This window comes from Salinisphaera orenii subsp. orenii MK-B5, from assembly GCF_003788635.1.
Lineage (GTDB): Bacteria > Pseudomonadota > Gammaproteobacteria > Nevskiales > Salinisphaeraceae > Salinisphaera > Salinisphaera orenii.
In genome coordinates this window covers 16,469-38,078 of the sequence record NZ_AYKH01000002.1, presented here as the reverse complement: position 1 = coordinate 38,078, position 21,610 = coordinate 16,469, and the positions used below count along the sequence as shown (strand labels likewise).

12 protein-coding genes are annotated in these 21,610 nt (G+C 67.7%); 3 read left to right on the top strand and 9 right to left on the bottom strand.

Translation table 11 applies throughout. From position 1 onward, the window contains the following. Window positions 1-10 precede the first annotated feature (10 nt). From SAOR_RS01990 to SAOR_RS01965, 6 genes are all read right to left on the bottom strand, one after another. Window positions 11-1,783, bottom strand: coding sequence for a toxin-antitoxin system YwqK family antitoxin (locus SAOR_RS01990; RefSeq protein ID WP_123630001.1), 1,773 nt, complete (start codon window positions 1,781-1,783; stop codon window positions 11-13). Then, window positions 1,780-3,090 carry a toxin-antitoxin system YwqK family antitoxin gene (locus SAOR_RS01985; RefSeq protein ID WP_123630000.1) on the bottom strand — a complete coding sequence of 437 codons (1,311 nt, stop codon included), beginning with the start codon at window positions 3,088-3,090 and terminating at the stop codon, window positions 1,780-1,782. The genes SAOR_RS01990 and SAOR_RS01985 overlap by 4 nt, the downstream gene beginning before the upstream one ends. Beyond that, the gene (locus SAOR_RS01980) at window positions 3,087-5,450 is read right to left on the bottom strand and encodes a hypothetical protein (protein WP_123629999.1); all 2,364 of its coding nucleotides are present in this window, start codon (window positions 5,448-5,450) and stop codon (window positions 3,087-3,089) included. The genes SAOR_RS01985 and SAOR_RS01980 overlap by 4 nt, the downstream gene beginning before the upstream one ends. Window positions 5,451-5,563: 113 nt before the next feature. After that, window positions 5,564-7,162, bottom strand: coding sequence for a hypothetical protein (locus SAOR_RS01975; protein ID WP_123629998.1), 1,599 nt, complete (start codon window positions 7,160-7,162; stop codon window positions 5,564-5,566). 35 nt (window positions 7,163-7,197) lie between these two features. Next, window positions 7,198-8,865 carry a hypothetical protein gene (locus tag SAOR_RS01970; RefSeq protein WP_123629997.1) on the bottom strand — a complete coding sequence of 556 codons (1,668 nt, stop codon included), beginning with the start codon at window positions 8,863-8,865 and terminating at the stop codon, window positions 7,198-7,200. Next, window positions 8,862-11,204, bottom strand: a complete 2,343-nt coding sequence (locus SAOR_RS01965) for a hypothetical protein (protein ID WP_123629996.1) — start codon at window positions 11,202-11,204, stop codon at window positions 8,862-8,864. Before SAOR_RS01965 ends, SAOR_RS01970 begins: the two co-directional genes overlap by 4 nt. 416 nt (window positions 11,205-11,620) lie before the next feature. On the opposite strand from SAOR_RS01965, the gene SAOR_RS01960 reads away from it, so the two are divergent. After that, window positions 11,621-12,214: a GNAT family N-acetyltransferase gene (locus SAOR_RS01960; protein WP_123629995.1), complete on the top strand. Its 594-nt coding sequence runs from the start codon at window positions 11,621-11,623 to the stop codon at window positions 12,212-12,214. Window positions 12,215-12,256: 42 nt separating this feature from the next. On the opposite strand, the gene SAOR_RS01955 is transcribed toward SAOR_RS01960, so the two are convergent. The 3 genes from SAOR_RS01955 to SAOR_RS01945 all read right to left on the bottom strand — a co-directional run bounded on the left by SAOR_RS01955 (window position 12,257) and on the right by SAOR_RS01945 (window position 19,707). Further along, entirely contained in the window at window positions 12,257-14,491 is a 2,235-nt protein-coding gene (locus SAOR_RS01955) for a TonB-dependent siderophore receptor (RefSeq protein WP_185015515.1), read from the bottom strand. An 82-nt stretch (window positions 14,492-14,573) separates the two neighbouring features. Beyond that, window positions 14,574-17,108, bottom strand: a complete 2,535-nt coding sequence (locus SAOR_RS01950; RefSeq protein WP_123629993.1) for a sulfite reductase flavoprotein subunit alpha — start codon at window positions 17,106-17,108, stop codon at window positions 14,574-14,576. 430 nt (window positions 17,109-17,538) lie between these two features. Beyond that, a complete protein-coding gene (locus tag SAOR_RS01945) occupies window positions 17,539-19,707 on the bottom strand; it encodes a TonB-dependent siderophore receptor (RefSeq protein ID WP_123629992.1) in 2,169 nt (722 codons plus the stop codon). Between the two features lie 168 nt (window positions 19,708-19,875). On the opposite strand from SAOR_RS01945, the gene SAOR_RS01940 reads away from it, so the two are divergent. Together SAOR_RS01940 and SAOR_RS01935 are read left to right on the top strand one after the other, a co-directional pair. Beyond that, a complete protein-coding gene (locus tag SAOR_RS01940; RefSeq protein ID WP_123629991.1) occupies window positions 19,876-20,319 on the top strand; it encodes a hypothetical protein in 444 nt (147 codons plus the stop codon). 62 nt (window positions 20,320-20,381) lie between these two features. Next, on the top strand, window positions 20,382-21,605 hold the full coding sequence (locus SAOR_RS01935; protein ID WP_123629990.1) for a TraB/GumN family protein: 1,224 nt from the start codon (window positions 20,382-20,384) through the stop codon (window positions 21,603-21,605). Window positions 21,606-21,610: the final 5 nt, after the last annotated feature.

Below are 21,610 nucleotides of genomic sequence, written 5' to 3'. Positions count from 1 at the left end.
GGTCTGATCGTCAGTCTGGGCGCGCATCGAGTTGGCTTTTGCAGTATTCGACGCGGCTCTGGGCGGAGTCGCGGTTGTAGTCGGCCGCCGCGACGCGCTCGCCGTCGCGATAGAGCGGGCAGCCCTCGAGTTCGCCGTCGTCGCGATAGAAGGTCCACACGCCGGTGCGCTTGCCGTGCTCGTCGAAGCGGCCCTCGGCGACCGGGTAGCCCCGGACGCTCAACGTCTGCCAGCGGCCGACCCGTTCGCCGTGGTCGTAGCGGCCATGCCAGCGCGTGCCACGACCGGCGCTCTCCATCCAGTCGCCGTGTTTCGCGCCGTCGACATAGCGCCCTTTTCCGCGCAGGTCGCCGTTTTGGTCGTAGCGCGCGTAGTCGCCGTCTTTCGTTCCGTGGTCGTAGTGGGTGATCTCGCGAATCTGGTCGCCGTCGAGCACGCGCTGCACGCCGTCGAGGCGCCCCTGGGCGTAGCGGCCTTCGGTGCGCCGGCCGTTGTAGGCGATTTCGAAGAACGCGCCCTCGCGTGTGCCGTGCACCCAGGTGGTCATGCGAACGGTCTTGCCGTCGCGGGTCTCGATCTGGCGGCCGTGGCGTTCGCCGTGGTCGTCGTAGACGATTGCGACGCTATGCCCCGGCTCGCGCCGTTCGAAAAAACGGCCCACGCGGTGATGATTGCGCAGTTCGCGGCGATAGGTGAGCGCGCCGTCGGCGGCGAAACGCCGCTCGATTTCCCGTGCCGTGCCCGGGAACAGGATGCGGCGGGCCTGCACATAGCCGTAGCGGTCGAAATAGTCATGGATCTCGCGCGCACGATCGCCGTCGCGCAGATGGCGTACGCGGATCTTCGGCCGGCCGTCGTCGTATTCGGTCTTGGTTAGGAGGTTGTTGTCGCTATCGAACACGGCCTTCACGGTCACCTGGCTGTCAACGTCGTAGCGGTTGACGATCTGTTGGCCCACACGCTCGCCGTTACGGTAATGAGCGATTTCGCTGAGCTGGCCGGCGGCCTGGTCGTGCCAGTAGCGCTCGGGGCCGTCCTTCTTGCCGTCGACATAATGGATTTCGCTGATCGTCGCACCTGCTTCATAGCGACGAAACCAGCCGTGCGGCTTGCCGTGACGGTAATGGCCGCGGCTGGTCAGCGCCGGCTGCATGCCGACGCTGTACTGCTCGGTCAGGCCATCGAGCCGGTCGTGGCGATAGTCCTCGATACGCCAGACCTTGCCCTGCACATACTCGACGTGCACGCCGTGGCGCTGATCGTTTTCATAATGGGTGACGGTATTGAGCTCGCCGTCGATATACCGGCGGGCCCGGCCGTGACGCTTGCCGTCGCGATACAGGGTTTCGCTTTCGAGCCGGCCTTGTTCGTCGAAGGTCGTGACCAGACCCTGCTGGCGGGCCTGGGCATCGGTGGTGCCGACTTCGGCCAGGCGGTGTTCGCCGGCCATGCGATAGAGCTGATAGGCGCCGATCCAGGTGACGTCCGTATCGCCGGGCTCGGGGCGGGCGACCGTGCCGCGCATGCGCAGCGCATCGTCCTCGATTCGGCGTAGCTCGGCTGGCCAGCCGATGCCGTCGCGTTCGTCGGCCACGCTCAGCCGATAGCTGGCGCGCGCCTGGCTGTCGACCGGATACAGCCCGTCGTCGAACCAGAACACGGTCTCGGCCCGGGCCGTGAGCGCATAGCCCAGCAGGACGGCGGCGAGTAGCAACGTCCGGGCCAGGGCGGTCAGCCGGCGGGTGTGCCTTGGCCGGGTCGCATTCGCGGCGACGCCGATCATGCCGGGCGCACCCGGTCGTGGCGCGCGCGTGCGGCCTGTTCGTCTTGCATTGCCCGGGCGGCGGCGTGGTCGACCGGCTTGCCGTGGTTCATCTGCCAGCGATGGATCGTGCCGTCGCTTCGGTGGTCGGCCTGTTCGCCGTGCAGCCGGCCCTGCCCGTCGTAGCGACGCCATTCATAGCCGCCCTCGTAGGTCTCATCGATCTGCAGGCCGGTCTTCTTGCCGGCCACGACTTCCTCGCGATATATGATCCCGCCGTCGCCGGCATAGCGCGTGACGATCTGGTGCGGCGTGTCGGCGAAGATGATACGGCGGGTCGCGAGATAGCCGGTGTTGAAAAAGTTCTCGGTGATGCGCTGCTCGCGGCCCTGTTCGTCGGTGTCGATCCGCTCCTCGACCTTGCGCGGGCTGCCCTTTATCGGCCAGAACTGGGTTCGGCGCAGTCGGCGCTTGTCATCACCCAGCACGCGCTCTTCATCGAGACGCCCGCCGCTATACTCCTGCAGCAGGCCGTATAGCTTGCCGTCGCGATAGTGGTATACCGCGTCAAGATGGCCCGCCGCCTGGTCTTCCCACCGCCGCTCGACGCCGTTCTTCTTGTCGTCGACGTACTGGGTTTCCTTGAGCAGCGCACCTTCGAGCGACCATATACGTTCCCAGCCGTTGAGTTTGCCGGCGCGATAGTGGGCACGCCGTGTGAGCACCTGCGGCGAGCGGCCATAGCCGTATTCTTCGACCACGCCGTCGATTTTGCCGTCGTGCAGTTCCATGAGCTTGCGGATACGCCCGTCGCGGTAGGTGGTCTGAATGCCTTCCGACTTGCCGTCGACCAACGGGGTGAGATGACGCAGCTCGCCGCGGACATAGCGCCGGCCCATGCCCTGCATCACGCCGTCGACATAGGGGGTTTCGTAGGCGAGATCGCCGTCCCGGCTGAATCCGACGGCCAGGCCGTTGCGTTCGCCGGCCAGGTTGCGGGTGCCCACTTCCTCGAGCCTGTGATCGCCGGCGAATCGGTAGAGCTGGTAGGCGCCCACCCATGTCTGATCGGCATCGCGCAGGTCGGGGGTGGAGCTATAGCCGCGAAAATGCAGCTGGTCGTAGCGGATACGACGGATCTCGACCGGCCAGCCGGGGCCGTCGCGCTCGTCGGCCACAATGGCCTCGTGCGTGGCGTTGGCCTTGGCCACGGCTTCGAAGTCGTCGTCGAGCCAGTAGGTCTGGGCCGCAAACGCGCCGGCGGCCTGTAGTGTCAGCCCGGCAACGAGCGCGGTCTGCAACGCGCAGCGATCAATCGCGCGATTCATTGCAGGCCTTCGAGATGGGTATGCCAGCGTTTCTCGATCGGCTCGCCAGAGAACGTCACCGACTTCACCCGCGCGATCCGGCCCCAGAAGCGGATACGCCCGGCATCGTCCAGATAATCGGCCACGGTGTGGTTCGCCCCTTCGACACGCCAGTCGTCGAGCTGGGTGTCCGGTGTCATGTCCTTGAGCATGGGCCGTACGAGCTCGCCGCTGCCGTCGAGAAAACGATGGCTGTCGAAAAAGCGCTTGGCCTGTTGGCCCCGATCGATCGGGCCATCGATCACGGCATCGAGATCGACCAGCCAGGGTTTGTCGCTATCCGTATTCACCTCGTGTGTCTGCCACGCCGGCTGGCCCGGGCAGCGCAGGGTGGTGGTGACATCGATGCCATAGAAATAGACGCGCACACCGTCGTCGGTCATCAGCTGCCACGGCGCGGTATCCGGATGTTCGCCGGCGCGACGGCTGCCGATGCCGAAACCGGACGCCCGCTCGTCGTCGGGCCGCCAGACCAGGGCGTGGCCGGATTCGGCCGGGGCGTCGGCGCTGAGCTCACAGGCCGAGCCCACGCCGATGGGCAAACGCATGTTCAGCTGATTCTCGTCCGCGCCTTCGGGGGCAACGTCGTCCAGGCTCAGCGACGCATCGTCAGGGATCTCGTCGATATACAGCTCGCGCGTCTCCGGCGGCGGCAGTTCGCGGTTGGAATAACGCTGCTGGCGGCTGGTGAACGTGACGTCGTGCGTGCTCGGCCCGGGCATGTTCTTGTATAACTTCAGCCCGAAAGCATCGCCCCTGCCTTCGACGAGAATCTGCTGCACCCAGGCATCGGGGACGTCGACGCGCGCCAGCAGGGTGCGATCCGAAGGCGTCAAGCCGTCGTGGGCTGTCTGGCTGATCCGTGCCGACAGGTCGCGCGCAAAGACCGCGCTGCTGTCGAAGATATAGAACGTCTGCTCGGTGCCCGACAGGAACAGCCGCCAGCCGTCGTCGGTGGGCACCGCGCGGGCCTGTGCGGCGCCGTCGTGCAGTTCGGTGGGCGTATCGGCCAGCGGGATTTCGACGTGCTCGGGCTCGGCGGGTGCGGCGTAGTCGAGCTGGGCTTCGACCTCGGTGATGCGATCCAGCCCGGCATCCTGCCAGCCCATTGGCAGCAGGCGCACGATGGTGTTCATGCTGCCCTTGGCATAATCGGGCCCGATGGACTCCAGCACCATCGGGATATCCAGCGTTTGGCCGTCGGCGTCGCGCAGGGTGAGGCTTTTGAGTGTCGACATGCCCAGGTTTTCGTCGATGCCGATATCGTGCGCGAGGGTGAGCACCAGCGCGTTGTCGGCCTCGTCGATCGAGAAACTCGGGTCGGCGTCGGCATAGGGTGTCTTGGCCGGGTTGAACCCGCGCCCGCGGTCGGCTTCACTCGGGCGGTGGGCCAGGGGCAGCTCGACCTCGTCCGATTGTGGGCTTATGTGTGCCGTGGCGCGTAGTTGATCCAGACCGTTCGCCAACGAACCGAGCGCGGGATCGTCGACGGCGTGCATGGTCATGATCGTATGCATATGGCCCTTCTGGCCGTCGGTCTGGACGTCCTGATCGCTGATCAGGGTCATCGCGTCGATCCAGCCGCCGTCGCGATCCACGCGCATGCGCCCGTGCACCGCGGTGACGCGCATACGGGCGTTGTTGTCGGAACCGCCGACCGGGGTATAGGCGCTGTCGGCATCGTCGGCGCGCTCGAGTGTGACGGTCACGATGTCGTCGGTGACCGTATCGACGGTCAGGGTAAGCGCGGGCATGCCCTGAAACGCGTCGACCGTGATCTGTGCGCCTTCACGGGCCGGCAGTTCCCGGGTGAGCGACGGGGCGGCCATCTGCTGTTTGAACTGATCGGTCTGAGTGCTGCCCAGGCGTTCGGTGAACTCGTTCCAGGCGTTCTGGTTGACCGCATTAAGCCGCGTGTCGCCGCTCTTGCGATCCATGATCAGATCGAAGCCGTCGCTCATGAGATCGATGACCGGCGTGCCGCGCAGCTTGTCGCGGTTGGCGCTGGAAAACATCTGGGCGCCATCGCCGTCTTCGACATCGATAAAGCGTGGCTGGACGTGCATCTTGAGCGTCGGCCCGTCCGCATCGACGCGATAGCGCATCACGCTCTGCATGACCAGCGATTGGCTGTTGTAGGCGTTCGGCGGGTCGTCGCCTTCGCGGACATGCGCGACCACGCCCACGCGGTAGTCGCGCGTTTCGCCCTTGGCCGGGTCGAAGGCCACACCCGAGGATCCCCAGAACAACATCGTGGCCATACCCGCCGCGATGAGCGCCAACAGAGCCACGAGGGCCAGAACCAGTTTTTTAGTCGACACGTGCAACTCCCCATGGGGCAAACCAAAAATCAAACAGGTCGCGGCAGACCGCGCTCGACGACACGTTGCCTCGAGGCGGGCACGCGCCGGGTTCGTAACAACGATCGGTCACGCTAGTCATCGCCTCGAGGCGCGCGGGTGAACGTCAAATCATGGGTGCTCGCTTTCGCTTCGGCCGTATACAGCGCGAGCGCGAACGAGTCGATATCGCCGGCGAGCTCGTACTGCTGAACCCAGACGTCGGGGTCGTCGACGCTGTCGAGCAGGACCTGATCCGTGGGCGCAGCGCCGCCGTCGGCGCGGTCGCTGGTGATGGCCGAGCGGCCCTTGAACACGGTGGTGTGGTCGTAGGTGTAGTAGGTGCTGTAAGAGCCGATCAGGGTGATGAGCCAGCCGTCGTCGACGGGCACGGCCCGGGCATGCGCCGGCCCATGGTCGAGTTCAGTGGTGGCATCACGCAGCGGCAGGCTCACGTAGGTGGGCGCGCTGACCGGCTGGTAGGTCACGCCCGCCTGGACGTCGGCGATCTCGTCGAGCCGGTCGGCCTGTGGCCCCAGGGCCAGCAGGCGTATGCGCGAGGTATTGTCTTCATCGCGATTCTGCCCGATCGATTCGAGCACGAAGCCCAGATCCAGGGGTTGGCCCTCGGCGTCACGCGGCGTGAGCGTATCCACTGTGATCTGGTCGATGCCGATGTTTTCACCGTCGTGATGACGGATATCGAGAACGAGCGCGCCGTGCTCGTCGTCGGTATGAAACACGGGTTCGGCATCGGCAAGCGGGCTTTGTGGCGGCTCGATCACCCGGCGCTCCGGGGCGTCGGCCGCACTCTCGGGCAGGTACATGTCGGCGCCGGCCAGCGCGGCGAGCATGGCGTTGGTCTTGAATTGGCGGAGACTGTCGTACATGCCGCCGGTGGCCGGATCGTCGACGGCGCGCAGGGTCACGGCGCTGTGCAGGCGCAGGGTCCGTCCGGCGCGCCCGACCTGCCGATCGCTGATCAGCGTCATGGCCGTGATCCAGCCGCTGTGGCGATCGATACGCAGGCGGCCGGTGACATCGGTCACGGGGATGTTGGCGGTGTGGCCGGCCTGCGCCTGGTCGATTGCCGCGGTGACGCTGTCGCGATCCACCTGCTCGACGGTCAGGCGCAAGGCGGGCAAGCCATGTAAACGGTCGATCGTGACCTGGGCGCCCGTCTCGGCGGGTATGGCGCGGGCCACGGCCGGAGCGGGTATCAGTTGCCCGAGCTGCTCGACCGGGAGATCGATCTTGGCGGCGATCGCCTGAAAGGCGCGATCGTCGCCGGCCTGGAGCGTTGTTGCACCGGTCTCGCGCGTGATGTCCAGCTCGAAGCCGCTGTCCATCGTGCGCGCCAGCAGGGCGTGTTCGGGTGCGCTGTGCCGGGCGCTGGAAAACACGACCCCGTCCTGGTTATCGGCCTGCAGGAACCGCGGTTCGGCGTGCATTGTCAGCATCGGCTCGTCGGCGCCGGCACTGACGCGATAGCGCGTCACGCCCTGGAGCGTGAGCCACCGGCCGCTGGACGCCTGCCGGGCCCCCTCGGTTTGGGTACGCATGGCCACGCGATACGTGTGTGGCGTGCTCTGGGCCGGGTCGAAGACGACCTCGGCAGGGGCGGCGACTGCGCCATGGGCGGCGAACAGTGCCCATAGAGCGATCAGAATCAGCACCGGTTTTCCTGCTTTCACGCGAAACTCCCAACTCGAAACGAAATCTGAACAGCTCAGGGCCGGTCGCCGCGCTCGTCTTGCGGCGTGTCGCGGCGTTTGAATTCAACGGTATAGCTCCGGGTCTTGCCGGGCGTAATACGCATCAGCGGGTAGGCGGCGGGCGCATGGTCGGCCTGTACGCGTACGGTTTCGATCTCGGCGCTCGGGCTGTCGACCCGGGCCATCAGCTCGGCTTCGGCGGCGCTCAGCCAGCTGTCGCGGGGCGCAACGCCGGCCATGGCGTGCACGCCGGGCGCGGCCTGTGCCCAGCTACGTTTATAGGCATAGCCATCGCGGTTTTCGATCTGCAGCCACCACACGTTGTCGGCGGCTGCATCGGGCTCGACGCTGACCCGCGCCGGGCCGTGGGTCAGTTCGTGGCGCGCGTCGTCGAGTGCGATCGTGACACTCCGAGATTTCGTCTGGCGATAGGTCAGCGTCGCCTCGGCGCGGGCGACCGGCTCGAAGATCGCGGGATCGCCGGCGAGCGGGGCGTAGATGAACAGACGCCCGGGCTCGAAGGTGCGGTAATCCCAGGACGGCAGGATATTGTTCAGCTCGATCGGCAACTCCACCGGCCGGTCCTCGCGGTCGTAGAGCGTGAGATCGGTCAGCGCCACGGTGTTCAGTGGCAGGCGCGCGTGCTCGTCGTCGACGCGCACGCCCAGATGCAGCACGCTCAGCTCCACGCGCAACGCGGTTTCGCGGGTGTCGAAGGCCGGGTCGTCGGTGGCCGGGTCGGGCTGGCGGGTATTGGCCGGGCTTTGTCGCACTTCGACGTCGTCGGGGCTTTCGTCGGTCACGCCCCAGAACGGGTCGGACGTGTCGTGCATGTCGCCGGTGAGCAGGTCGCGCTTGCGCCGCGCGCGGGTGACGTGGTCGATGGCCACGGCCCGACCGTCGCGGGTGGCGTAATCGCGGCGCACCCGCGTCATGGACTCGATCCAGCCGTCGTGGCGGTTCACGCGCAGGCGCGCGAGCAGGCGGGATCTGTCCGCCGTCTCAGGGGCCCCGTTGTCGGCCACGGTTCGGGACCGGTCGGTGGTTTCCAGACGGATCGTGAGCGTGTCGTCATCGACCCGTTCGACGGTGGCCCGGATATGGCTTAGCCCGCGATAGCGCTCGAGCACATGCGTCGCGCCGACACGGGGAGCCAGATGAGAGGCTAGCGCCGGCGGCAGGGTCGGGACGATGAGCTGGTCGAGGATCGGGTTGCCGTCGGGCGTATCGATCTGTTCGGCTAGTGCGGCCAGCGCCCGGGTGCGCGGCCGTTCGAGCGCGAGCGCGCCGTCGCTGTCGAACGGCATATCGAAGCCGCGCTCCTGGACGTGGCGCAGATCAGCGGAGGAATACAGCGCGGCCAGCTGAGAGGTGAACACGGGCCCGTCCTGGTTGTGGGCGACGAGCGTGAGCGGGCTGATATGCAGCTGGCGGGTATCGCCGAAATCCTCGGCGCGGTAGCGCATCAGGCCGTAGGTCTGGGCCCAGCGATCGGTCGGCCCGTTCTCGTCGGCGGCCTCGCGCACCACGACCCGATGGCCGACCCGGTATGCCACCGTCGTGCCCGCCGACGGCGAAAAGCCGTCGCCGTGGGCGCTCTGCGTGAGGCCGGTCTGCCAGACGACCACGCCTGCCACGGCGATAACGCATAAGCCGCCGAGCAGAATGATCGCGCGTTTCACGGTTGCGGTTCCTCGAGATTTCCGGCTCGGCGCTTGGCGGCGTTCGGCCAGGACTTCTTCACCACCAGCGGTTTGTAATCGAGCATGACCACACGGGCAACCTCGCCCCAGATACGGATGACGCCGTTGTCGCCGACGTAGTCGTCCACCCGGTGCTGATGGGATTCCTCGGCCCAGTCGCCGGGCGTGTCCTCGGCGGCGGCGCCGCGCAACCGGGGCCGCAGCGGCCGGTCGTCGGCATCCAGAAACTGCACGTGATCGAAATAATCGGCGGCCGAGCCGGTGGACTGCGGCCAGCGGCCGGTCAACGTACGTAGATCCAGCTGCCATGGTCGGTCCCCGGTCACGGCGATGCGGCGCCATACCGGGGTGCCGGGGCAGGTGAGTATCGTGTCCAGCGGCAGTTCGCTGACGTCGGCGTGTGCGCCATCGGCAAGGGTCAACTGCCAGCGCTGCATGCCCGATGGCGGGCCGGCGTCGTCGGGCCGCGGCATCTTGCGCCAGAGCCGGACCGGCCGGTCCGGGCGCGCGACCCAGGCGGCCAGCCCGCACTGGCCGTCCAGACCCAGCGGCAGATCCATCTGCAGCCCGCCGCGGCCGTCCGGCTCGGGGGCGAGTCGCGCCAACGACAGATCGCGTTCGCGGTATGACGGCTGGTCGATATGGCGCGTGGTGGGTGCCACCGCCAACGGGTTGGTGAAGCGCACGGTCTCGGTCTGCGTGATCCGGCCGTTGTCGGCATCCAGCAGGGTGAGCTCCAGCGACGGGCGGTCGGCCTCGATACGCAGCGTGTTGTGCCAGGCGCCGGGGTGTTCGTTGCGCGCGAGCATGATCTGGTCGGCCGGGGTCAGCCAGGTATCGGGGTCCTGGACCCAGCCGGTGCCGCTCACGCCGTCGGGCAGGGTCATCGGGTCGAGCCAGTACTGGCGCTGGCCGCCGCTGGTCAGGGTCAAACGCCAGGCGTGGGTCGCGCCCGCGATCGGCTCGGCCACGGCGCGGGCGTCGCCGTGTTCGAGGACATGGCGACGGTCGTCGAGTGCCAGGGTCACCGGTTCGCCCGTCTCGCGCCGGCGATAGCCGATATCGGCGCGGACCTCGGCGATGTCGTTCACATCCGCGCTTTTCCAGCCGAGTGCGACGAGATCGAACAGCCAGCCGCCACCGTCGGCGTCGTCGTAATTCACGCGGTTGTAGGCCAGCGGACGATCGACCGGTTTGCCGTGGGCATCGAGCGCGGTCGCGTTCTGCAACTCAAGGCTGCCATACGGCAGCCATGGCGTATTGCCGTCGTTGAGATACAGCATCAGATGCCCACGCGCACCCATGAGGATCTGCGTGTTGTCGATCGGCTCGATCCGGGCCGGCGGTTCGTGCATGGGCGGTGGCGCGAACACGCCGCTGTACTGGGCCTGCCTCAGATCGCTGCCCTGGACATATTCGATGGGCAGCATGCTGAAACCGTCGAGCGGCGTTCGTGTGCTGCCGGCCAGCACGTTGTCGGCGCGATGGGCATAGGTGATCGAGCGCATCGTCGCGGCCCGCTCGCCCACGGCCATGCGCAGGTGAACGACCAGTGTCATGTCCTCGATCCAGCCGTGTGCGCGGTCGACGTTCATGCGAGCGGCGACTCGAATATCCGAGATTTCGATCGCTTCGGTGGGCGGCGCCATCCGCTGGACCAGCGGCGAGTCGGCGGCCAGCGTATCGAATTCGCCGGTCACGCTGAGCCGGGCGTTCGTGTCGTCCAGTGCCTCGACCGTGACGGTCAGCCCGTCGAAGCCCTGAAAACCGTCGAGCTTGGCCTGCGCGCCCTCGCGAGCGGGAATGCCCGGCGGCACGGCCGGGCCGAGCACCGCCTGCGAAAACGGATCGCCACCGAATCGGTCGAACTGTTTGGCGAGCGCCTGCATGGCGGCCTCGTCGACCGCCGTGACTCGCATCCGGCCGTCGCTGGCCCGGCGCAGGTCGAAGCCGGCGCCGAGGGCTTCGGCCACCTGTGTGGTATAGGCGTCCCCGGGGTCGAGGGCCGGGCTGGATAACACCGGCTGATAGTCGAACTGCAGGTCGAGCATGTCGATATCGGCGTGCAGATGCACCGGTTCGCCGGTATCGACCACGCGATAACGCACTAGGCCGTAGGCGGTGGCCGTGTGATCGAGGCTGCGGCCGTCGATCGTCACGTTCACACGATTGCCTATCCGATAACGGTGCTGGTCGCCGGCCGACGGGGCGAACACGAGCGACGGTGTCGACGCGCGCAGGCTCAGGGCTGCCGCCATGCCCGCGGCCCCGAATACGGCCAGCACGAGCACGCCGAGTATCCAGCGTTTGCGGTTCATGGCGTGAGCGGCCGCCTGGCCGGCAACGCTGCCGATGGCGAGGTCGGAACACATTCGCCATGCAGCGCCGATGACCGGTGCGCGCATCGAGCCATCGGTGCGTCGCGCCGGGTTCCGGAACGACCCGCACAAGACCGCCATGCAGACCATGCCGGGTCGGGCGCCGACAATAGAATTACCATTCCGGCGCGTCGGCGCCTTACACGCGATTTCAATCCAATCCCCTAAAAACAGACCGCAGCCGCGGCGTGGCTATCACCCGCGCCGACGACGACAGGCAGGCCGGGACCATATGGGCAATGCGCCGGCCGCTGCGGCAGAAAAATTTCAATTAAGTGAAAAATATAGCAAAAAATACGGCAACCGTTTGTGCTGGAATATGATTACGCCTTCACGAAAGCATTTCGGGAAATTGTATGAGTGTCTGGATCGAACCCACCACGCTGGCCGGACGGCATGTTCGACTCGAGCCTTTGACCCATGAACACGCGCCCGCGCTCGCCGAGGCCGTGCAGGACGGCCAGCTGTGGCGGCTCTGGTATACCTTCGTGCCGGCAGCCGATAGCGTCGACGGCTATATCGAGTCCGCGCTGGCCGAAAATCGGCGTGGCGGGCTGGCGTTCGCGGTGCGGGATCTGGCCAGCGATACCGTCGTGGGATCGACGCGTTTCTGCCATGTGGACGAGCTCAATCGACGCGCCGAGGTCGGCTATACCTGGTATGCCAAGCGGTTCCAGCGCAGCGCGATCAATACCGAATGCAAGTGGCTGATGCTGGCGCACGCGTTCGATACGCTCGACGCGATCGCCATCGAGTTCCGTACCCACTGGCACAACCGCGCCTCGCGGGCGGCCATCGCGCGCCTGGGTGCGAAACAGGACGGCGTGCTGCGCAATCACCAGGTCAGTGGCGACGGTATCCTGCGCGACACCGTGGTGTTCTCGATCATTGCCGCCGAGTGGCCGGCGGTGCGCCAGAACCTGGATTTCCAGCTCGAGCGCTTCGGCTAGCACCACGCCCGCTCGGCGCGCGAGCGGGCGTCGCGCTGCCGGTCAATCCCAGCGGTAGGTAATGCTGCCCAGCACGTTGCGCCCCACGCCGTAATCACAGAACGAACTCGGCTCGGTGCCGGTGCAATAGACCTTCACATCGTCGAAGACGTTGCGGGCCGAGACCTGCAGGCGCACGTTGTCGAAGGTATAGCGCACGGCAGCATCGACGAGTGTCGCCGAGGGGTAGCGCGCGGTGTTGTCGGCGTTGCTGAATGCCGAGCCGCGATAACGCACGCCCGCGCCCATGCCCAGGCCGTCTAGCACGGGGCGCTGGAATTCATAGTCGAGCCAGAGCTTGGCGATATGCTCGGGGCGATCGACCACGCGCTTGCCGTTGGTGGCCTGGGCGCCGCCGGCTTCCACGACCTCGACCTCGTTCCAGGTATAGCTGGCGATCGCCGACAGCCCGCGGGTGAGATCGATTTCCGCGCCCAGTTCGACGCCACGCGAGCGTGTTTCGCCGATCTGGTCCTGCACGGTCGGGTTGCTGGGCAGGGCGACCAGTTCGTTTTCGCGGCTGATATCGAAGGCCGCGATCTCGAAGGAGGCGTTCCAGCCGATCGGCCGATAACGCAGGCCGATCTCGTACTGCTTGCCGCTGATCGGTTCGTAGCTGGCGCCGGTGGCCTCGTTGACACCGTATTGCGGCGTGAACGATTCGCTATAGCTGGCATACGGCGCCAGACCGTTGTCGGCGAGATAGACCAGCCCGGCGCGCCAGCTCAGGTTGTTCTGGTCGTTCTCGTCGGCGCCCAGCGATTCTTCGCGCACCCAGTCCTGGCGCGCGCCGGCGGTGAAGGCCCAGTGGTCGCCGTATTTCACGTGGTCCTGCACATACAGGCCGTACTGGTCGGCCTCGGTCCGGCTGCGGGTGAAGGTGGTGGGCAGGGCGTAGTCCTGACTGTAGTCGGGATCGTAGAGATCCAGCGGCGGAATGTCGGTGGTCGGGTTGCGAAAGCCGCTGTTGCGGGCCTCGTAGTCCAGCGTCTTGTAGTCGAAGCCGACCAGAACGCTGTGGTCGAAGTTGCCGTGCGACAGCTCGGTGACGAGCTGGTTGTCGACGGTTAGGGTATCGCCCTCGTCGAAGCGCAGACGCGCGTCGCGAGACAGTTCGGTGAGGTCCTCGTTCAGCGGGTAGAGGGGATCGTCCGGGTCGTCGGGGTTGGCGAAATAGTCGCGGAAGACGTCGACCACGTCGTAGTCGATATGGCGATAGCGGGCGTTCTGGCGGAAGGTGAAGCGATCGCCGATGAGCTGCTCGAACAGATAGCCCACGGAATAGACTTCCGACTCGTAGCCGCCGAGGCCCGGGATGCCGATATAGCGGTCCTCGGGGATGCGGCCGTTGTCGCTGTCGTAGGCGGTGCCTTCGCGCGGAAAGCCGGTCCAGTAGTAGTCGGATTCGTTCTTCTGATAGTCGGCGAGGACGGTCAGCTCGGTGCGCGCGCTCGGCGCCCAGGTCAGCGCCGGGGCGATATAGACACGATCGTCCTCGATGAAGTCGATCGGCGAGTCGGCGTCCTGCACCAGCCCGGTCAGGCGGTAACGCCAGTGGGCGTTGTCGTCGATGGGCCCGCTCACGTCGCCCTTGAGCTGCTTGTGGTGGTCGCTGCCCATCTCCAGGCCGAATTCGCGCAGCGGCGTGGCGGTCGGGCGCTTGGTCACCAGATTGATGATGCCGCCCGGCTGGCCCTGGCCGTAGAGCACCGAGGCCGGGCCCCGCAGCACCTCGATACGCTCCAGGCCATAGGGTTCGACCGGCGCATCGTAGGGCAGGCCGGCGAACAGGCGGGTGCCGTCGCGATAGGTCGCGTCCGAGGCCTGAAAGCCGCGGATATTAATGCCGATCGAATCGATGATGTTGTTGTTGAAACGGTTGAGGACGGCGATGCCGGGGCTGTATTCCACGGCTTCGGTGAGCGTGTCGGCGTCGCGATCCTCGAGCTGCTCGCGACCGATCACGCTCACCGCCTGGGGCGACTCGATCAGCGGGATATCGGTCTTGGTGGCGGTCGCGCTGCGCTCGGCGACATAGCCGTCGACCGGCGAGAAGGCGCGTTCGACGCCGGCGCCCTCGACATCGATCGGCGCCAGCCGGGTCTCGCCGGATTCGCTCTGGGCGGCCGCGCCGGCGGCGATCAGTACCAGCGACAGGGTGGTCAGCGCCTTTCGCAGGGTCGTCGACGGTCGTTGAGCCGGTCGTCGCGAGGTGTTGGGTGCGGTCGGTGTGGGCATGAGGTCCCCCTTGGCGTGCTGGGTTGTGGTTCGGTCGTTTCCTGAAGAATCGGCTGGCCGGGCCGCCGCTATGGCGGCGGCGTCAGTACACATCCATGCGGATCCGGCCTTCGGCATGCAGACGGTCGAGCCCGGCGTCGCCGACGATCTCGGCCAGCGCCGCGGTCACGCCCGGCGCCATGCCCTCGTGGCTGCCGCAGACATAGACGATGGCGCCCGCGGCCAGCCACTCGCGAACGACGTCCGCCTGTTCGGCGAGCCGGTGCTGCACATGACGCCGCGTCTCGCCGTCGCGCGAGAACACCGGATCCAGCCGCAGCCGGCCCTCGCGTTCCTGGTCCGTGAGTTCCTCGGCGAAGTAGAAATCACGGGCGCGCTGGCGTTCGCCGAAGATCAGCCAGTTGTCGTGGCGGCCGGCGGCGATGCGGGCCTGCAGATGGGCGCGCAGGCCGGCGATGCCGGTGCCGTTGCCGATCAGCAGGGCGGGTCGGGCGAGCGCGTCCGCATCGGCGCGAAAGCCGGGGTTGGCCCGCAGACGGACGTCGACGGCCGCGCCGAGGGCCGCGTGTTCGATGAGCCAGCCCGAGGCCACGCCGGTGCCGCCGTCGTGGCATGCCAGACGGACGACCAGCTCGATGCCGCGGCCGGCGTCGATGTTGGCGATGGAGTAATTGCGTGCGGCCAGGGGCGGCAGGCCGTCGTACCAGGCCTGCAGATCGGCGCGGGCGTCGGCGTCGGCCGTCTCGGGCAATTGCCGGTCGGCGAGCGCATCCTGCAGATTCATCGCGACGTGGCCGCGCACGACCATCGCGCAGGGGTCGAGCCCGTGGCGGTCCAGCCATGCGGCGACCCGCGCGCCCGCATGATGCGGCCGGATCTCGGCGATGTCGCCGGCGCGCCACTCGGCGGGTGGCGTCTCGTCGCAGGTCAGGCGCAGCCAGGCCGTCGGCGTGCCGAGACTGGCCGGGTTGAGTACCGCGCGTTCGGCCAGCCGCCAGCGCGAGAACGCCGGCTCGGCCCGGGCCGCGGCGACGCCGAACAGCCCGGCCAGCGCGGCGTGCCAGCGGGCGAGCGCGTGCTGATCGGCCTTGTCGACCTCGATCGGCGTGAGCAGCGTGCGGGCCCCGCGTTCGCGCAGGCTGCGGTCCAGTCGCCGGCCGAAGGCGCAGTAGCTGTCGGCGTAGTCGCTGTCGCCCAGGCACAGCAGGGCATAGTCGAGCTGTTCGAGACGCGGCTCGCCGGCGTGACAGAAACGGCGGTCGAAGTGGCGCGCGGCCACGGGCGCATCGCCTTCGCCGTGGGTGCTGACCACGAACAGGGCGCGTCGGTGTGCGCGCAGACAGGTCGGCGTCAACGCGCCCAGATCGGCCATGCGCACGGCGCGGCCGCCCTGCTGCAGCGTGTTCGCGGTCTGGGTGGCGATACGCTGGGCCAGCCCGCTCTGGCTGGCATAGGCCACCAGCACCGTCTGCTCGCCCGGCGCGGCGTCGACGGCCCGCCGCGTCGGCGCGGCCACCTGTCGTTTCATGCGGCGTCGGCGCAGATACAGCAGCCAGCCGGTGACGAAGAACACGGGCATGGCCAGGCTGGCGAGCATCATGAACACCACGCCCGGCGTGCCGAAGAAGGCGCCCATGTGCAGGGCGTAGGCGCTGGCCAGCAGTTTGTCGCCGAAGCCGAGTTCGGCGAAGCTTTCGCGACCGAGAATCTCGCCCGTGCCGGGGTGGACGAACAGCTCGCTGTCGGCGAAACGGTGCTGGGCGTCGCCCGGGACATAGTGCACGTCGACCGTGGCCGAGGGCTCGTCCGGCAGGCGGATGAACACCGAGAGCGCGTCGGCCATCTCGGGGGCGATGCCTGCCCAGATCCGTTCGAGGTCGGGGTCGGCGACCGGCGCCTCGAGGCTGGGGTGCGCGGCGGTCTCGCCGGAGGCGAACAGGGCGTTTGCGCCGTCGCGGTACCAGTCGAACGACCAGATCAGCCCGGTGAGCGAAGCCAGCAGATAGGCGACGAGCGCCCAGACGCCGAGCACCGCGTGCCATTCGCCGGCGAGCTTGCCGCCGAGCGCGCGCGGCCAGAGCCAGCGCCAGCCCTGACGCGGCCGCCGCTGCCAGCGCAGGTACAGCCCGCTGATCGAGAGCACCACGAGCGTGATCGTCGCGATGCCGACGATGATCTGGCCCGTGCGCCCGGCGGCCAGGCGCTCGTGGAGCTGGCGGATGAGGCCGAATGTCCACTGCCCGCGTGGCTGGGCCATCGGTTCGGCGGTGTAAGGGTCGAGGAGCGCGCGCCCGCCGCGCTGGTCCGTGCTCTCGGGCGTGTCATAGCCGATCAGCATCGGATACGGCCGGTCCTGGCGCCAGAACAGTGACGACACCCGGTGCTCCGGGTGAGCCTCGTGATAGCGCGCCACGAGCTCGGGCGGCGACAGGCGCGGTGTGTCGACACTCAGGCGTTCGACGGTCGCAGGATTGAGCCATTCCAGGATGTCCTGCTGGAACGACATCAGGCCGCCGGTCACGCCGACGACCACCAGCACCGAGCCGGCCGTGATGCCGAGCAGCCAGTGGAGCTGAAAGATCGGATGGAGTGCCCGCAGTCGGTCCCGAAGCGTCATCGGATACCCCTTGGCGCCGCGCCGGCTCGAGCCGTCCGGTGTGGCCGGCGCTGCGCCAGCCGTGGTGACGGCGCGGGCGTCGACAGGCGATCTGCGCGCAGTCCGCGGGCGTGGGCCTCGTTCGACGTCATCCTGTCCCCCTGTTGGCCGGCGCGGCCGCCGGCCGGTGCTACCGTCATCCCACGCTTAAAAGAGCGCGGCCCGAAGGCCGCGCAATCCACCGAGTGGGAGGTTTCCCCAAATCGCATTCGCGAGCGCGGTGCCTCGCGCCGGCTGGCGAACGAAGACGCATTCGCGAATGCGAATAATTCGCATTATATACAAAAGATCGGAAGCTGCAAGCGGCGTTCGCTCTCCCGTGGTCTGGGCCCTCGCGGGCAAAAAAAACGCGGCCCGAAGGCCGCGTTGTGGTGACGGGTGGACGGAATCCTCAACGCCAGCGATAGCTCACCGTGGCCGTGGTTTCGCGACCGTAGCCGTAGTAGCAGAAATTCGGGCTCGCGCAGGAGGAGACGTACTTCTTGTCGAACACGTTCTGCACGTTCAGGGCTACACGCCAGCCATCCCAGGCGGGCTTGACGCCGCCGAGCTCGTAGTGCAGGGCGGCGTCGGCGACGGTGTAGTCCGGCACCTGCAGGTCGTTGTCGTTGGTGACCTGCTGTTCGCCGACGTAGCGTAGGCCCACTCCGGCGCCGGCGCCCTTCCAGGCACCGCCCGGCTGCGTGTAGTCGAGCCACAGCGAGGCGGTGTAGTCGGGCGTCTGCGAGAACTCGTTGCCCTCGGTGCCGTCGTCGGCGCTGGTGATCTCGGAGTCGAGATAGGCCGCGGCCAGCGACAGGTCGAGACCGCTGGCCAGGCTGGCCTTGCCGTCGATCTCGAAGCCGCGAATGCGGACTTCGCCGGTCTGGGTGGTGATCTGCGTGGCCGGGTCCGTCGTGGGCACGTTAGTGCGCGTCAGCTCGAAGGCGGAGGCGGTGAACAGGGCGTCGCTGCCCGGCGGCTGGTACTTCAGCCCGGCCTCGTACTGCTCGCCCTCGGTCGGGTCGAGAATACCGGCGGCGGTGTTGCTCGTCGCCGGCGACTGGAACGACTCGGCGTAGCTGACATACGGCGCGATGCCGTTGTCGAACGCGTAGAGCGCGCCGAGCCGGCCGGTGAAGGCGCGGTCCGTACGCGTGTCGCGATTGGTGCCGTCCGGGCCGACGGCGGTCGTGTCGATGACGTCGTAGCGCCCGCCGGCCAGCATCGTCAGGCGGCCCAGCTTGGCCTGATCCTGGAGATAGAAGCCGATCTGGTCCTGATCGAAGTCGTAGCTGCTGCGGGCCGGCGGCGTGATCGCCTGATCGTTGTTCGGATCGGCGATCGACAGGGACGGTGCCGCGCCCAGGCCGTAGTAGCGGTCCGCGTCGAGGTTCTGGTAATCGAAACCGGCCAGCAGCGTATGTTCGACCGGGCCGGTGTCGGCGTAGCCCAGCAGCTGGTTGTCGACGAGGATGCCGTTGACGCTCTCCTGCGAAGCCGCGGTCCCCCGCGCGAGCGTCTCGTCGTCGACCAGGCCGGCGCCGTAGACGCTGCGATAGTCGACCTCGGCGTCACGGAAACGGAAGTTCTGACGGAACTCCAGGCTGTCGTTGAACCAGTGCGAGAATTCGTAGCCGATCTGGACCGTCTTGCGGTCGAAGCTCTCGAAACTCTCGTCGCCGTCGTAGAAATCGCGATCCAGCTTCGAGCCGTCGCCCAGCGGGTCGACGGTGCCGCGATAGGGCAGGGCGCCGTAGGAGCCGGAGTCCGGGTCGTTGCGGTACTTGCCCAGCAGCGTGAACTCCGTGTCCTCGGACAGTCGCAGCCGCAGCGACGGCGCGATGGAGAAGTTCGACGTCTCGACGGTCTCCTGGGGGCCGTCTCGCCGGCTGCCGGTGGCCACCACGCGGTAGAGCGCGTCGCCGTCCTCGTCGAGCGCGCCGCCGATATCGAAACCGGCGCCCAGGCGGTTGTCGTTGCCCGTCTCCAGATAGAAGCGGTTCTCCTGGTCCTCGACGGGGCGCTTGGAGACCAGATTGATCAGGCCGCCCGGGGGCGTCTGTCCGTAGAGCACGGACGCCGGGCCCTTGACGACTTCCACGCGCTCGAGCAGGAACGGATCGGTCTTGGGAATCGTGTAGAAGTAGCTGAGCTGCTTGAGGCCGTCGAGATAGAGATCCGGCTGAAAACCGCGCAGCGTGAGCTGGTCATAACGGCTGGCCACATTGCCCCGCAGTTCGGGGACCACGCCCGAGACGTAGCGCATGACCTGGCGGAGATCGCGTGCGCCCTGGGCGTCGATCTGGTCGGAGCCGATCACCGATACCGCCTGCGGGGTTTCGGCCAGCGGTGCGTCGGTCTTGGTGGCCGAGCGCGTGCGCTCGGCGCTGTAGCCGTCGACCGGCGCTGTGGCCGAGGGCACGTCGCTGTCGCCCTCGACGCTGATCTCCGACAGCGTCTCCGATGCGGTTGCGCTGTTCTGGGCGAGCCCGGGCGGCGCCGCCATGGCGAGGCCGACGGCCAGCGCCGAGGCCAGCGCGGTGCGGTGCGGATGAGCGTTGGACGAAAACGGTCGCACGTGAATCCCCCTGGGCCGCGATAGTGAACCGCGGCTGTATATGAATGAGAACGATTCTTAATTATATTTGGCAAACCATCGTCCTGTACAGGAGGCCGGCCACGCGGGCCTGACGGTTTCGCCCGGAAACCGATACCATCGGCACACCCAAGCCCACCGGAACATGGCATGAGCTTTCCCGGATATCCGGTTCGTTCGCGCGCCGCACGGGGCGCCGCGATGCTGCTGGCCCTGTCGGCCGTCGCTCTCGTGAGTGGCTGCGACAGCGACGACGAGAGCGACAGCTCCGAGGCATCGACCGAGGACGGCGCGTCGTCCGGCACCGTGAGCGCCGAGCGGATCCGCGCGCGCATCATCGGCAACACGGTCGGCGGCACCATGTCGCCGGACAGCAGCTACACCGAGTACTACGCCGAGGACGGCACCATCCACGGCCCCGGCTACGAGGCCGAATGGCGGATCGACGGCGACCGGATGTGCTTCGATTACGACGAGGCCCCACAGGCGGACTGCTACGACGTGCGCATCGACGGTGACAGCGTCAGCTGGCGGCGCGACGGCGAGACCGAAGGCCGGGGCACGATCGTCGAGGGCAACCCGAACAACTTCTGACACGCCGGTGCGGCCGCGGGCCGCGACCGGCCGCGGCGCCCGTGCGGCGCGCAAGGACAGGCATGGCTGAAACCGATAGCCCAGGCGACCACGACATCGACGCCGGTGCGGAGGCCGGTCCCCGTCGCCGCGTGACGCGCGCCGAGGGCGACTATCTGCTGCTGGGTACCGCCCACGTCTCGCGAGCCAGCGCGGACGAGGTCCGGCAAGAGATCGAGTCCGGCGACTACGACGCCGTGGCCATCGAGCTCTGCGATGCGCGCCACGCCGCCCTCACCCGCTCGGGCGAACTCGAACAGATGGACCTGTTTCAGGTGCTGCGCCAGGGCAAGGCCGGCATGGTCGCCGCCAATCTGGCGCTGGGCGCCTATCAGCAGCGGCTGGCCGACCAGTTCGGCATCGAGCCCGGCGCCGAGATGCGCGCAGCGATCGAGTCCAGCGCCCGGGCCGGCCTGCCGCTGCAGCTGGTCGATCGCAACATCGGCATCACGCTCAAGCGCGTCTACCGTCGCATCCCCTGGTGGCAACGGCTGAGCACCCTCGGCGCCCTGTTCGCGAGCCTGCTCTCGCGCGAGAAGATCGAGGAGTCGGACATCGAGAAGCTCAAGCGCGGCGACATGCTCGAATCCACCTTCAACGAGTTCGCGCAGGAGTCCGCCGACCTGCACGAGGCGCTCATCGACGAGCGCGATCGCTACATGGCCGCGCGCCTGCTCCAGCAGACCGGCGCTTCACGCACGCTGGTCGTCGTCGGCGCCGGCCACCTCAAGGGCCTGGCGGGCTATCTCGAAGCGGGCATGGACGACCCGGCGGCCACCGTCGCCGCACTGGACCGGGTGCCGCCGGGGGCGCGCTGGGTGAAGTGGATCCCGTGGGTGGTGGTGGCGCTCGTGGTCTGCGGTTTCGCCCTGGGTTTCTCCCGCGACACCGGGCTCGGCCAGCAGATGGTCGTGGAATGGGTGCTCATCAACGGCGCCCTGTCCGCGCTCGGGGCGGCGGTCGCGCTGGCGCATCCGCTGACCGTGCTCACCGCCTTCGTCGCCGCGCCGCTGACCTCCCTCAACCCGACCATCGGCGCCGGCATGGTCACGGCGGCCGCGGAGCTGTGGCTGCGCAAGCCGCGGGTGGGGGATTTCTCCACCCTCAAGACGGACGTCACCCGGCCGGCCGGGTGGTGGCGCAACCGCGTCTCGCGCACGCTGCTGGTGTTCGTGTTCTCGACCATCGGCTCGGCGGCCGGCACCTATATCGCCGGTTTTCGCATCTTCGGTCAGCTGGTCGGCTGAGCGCG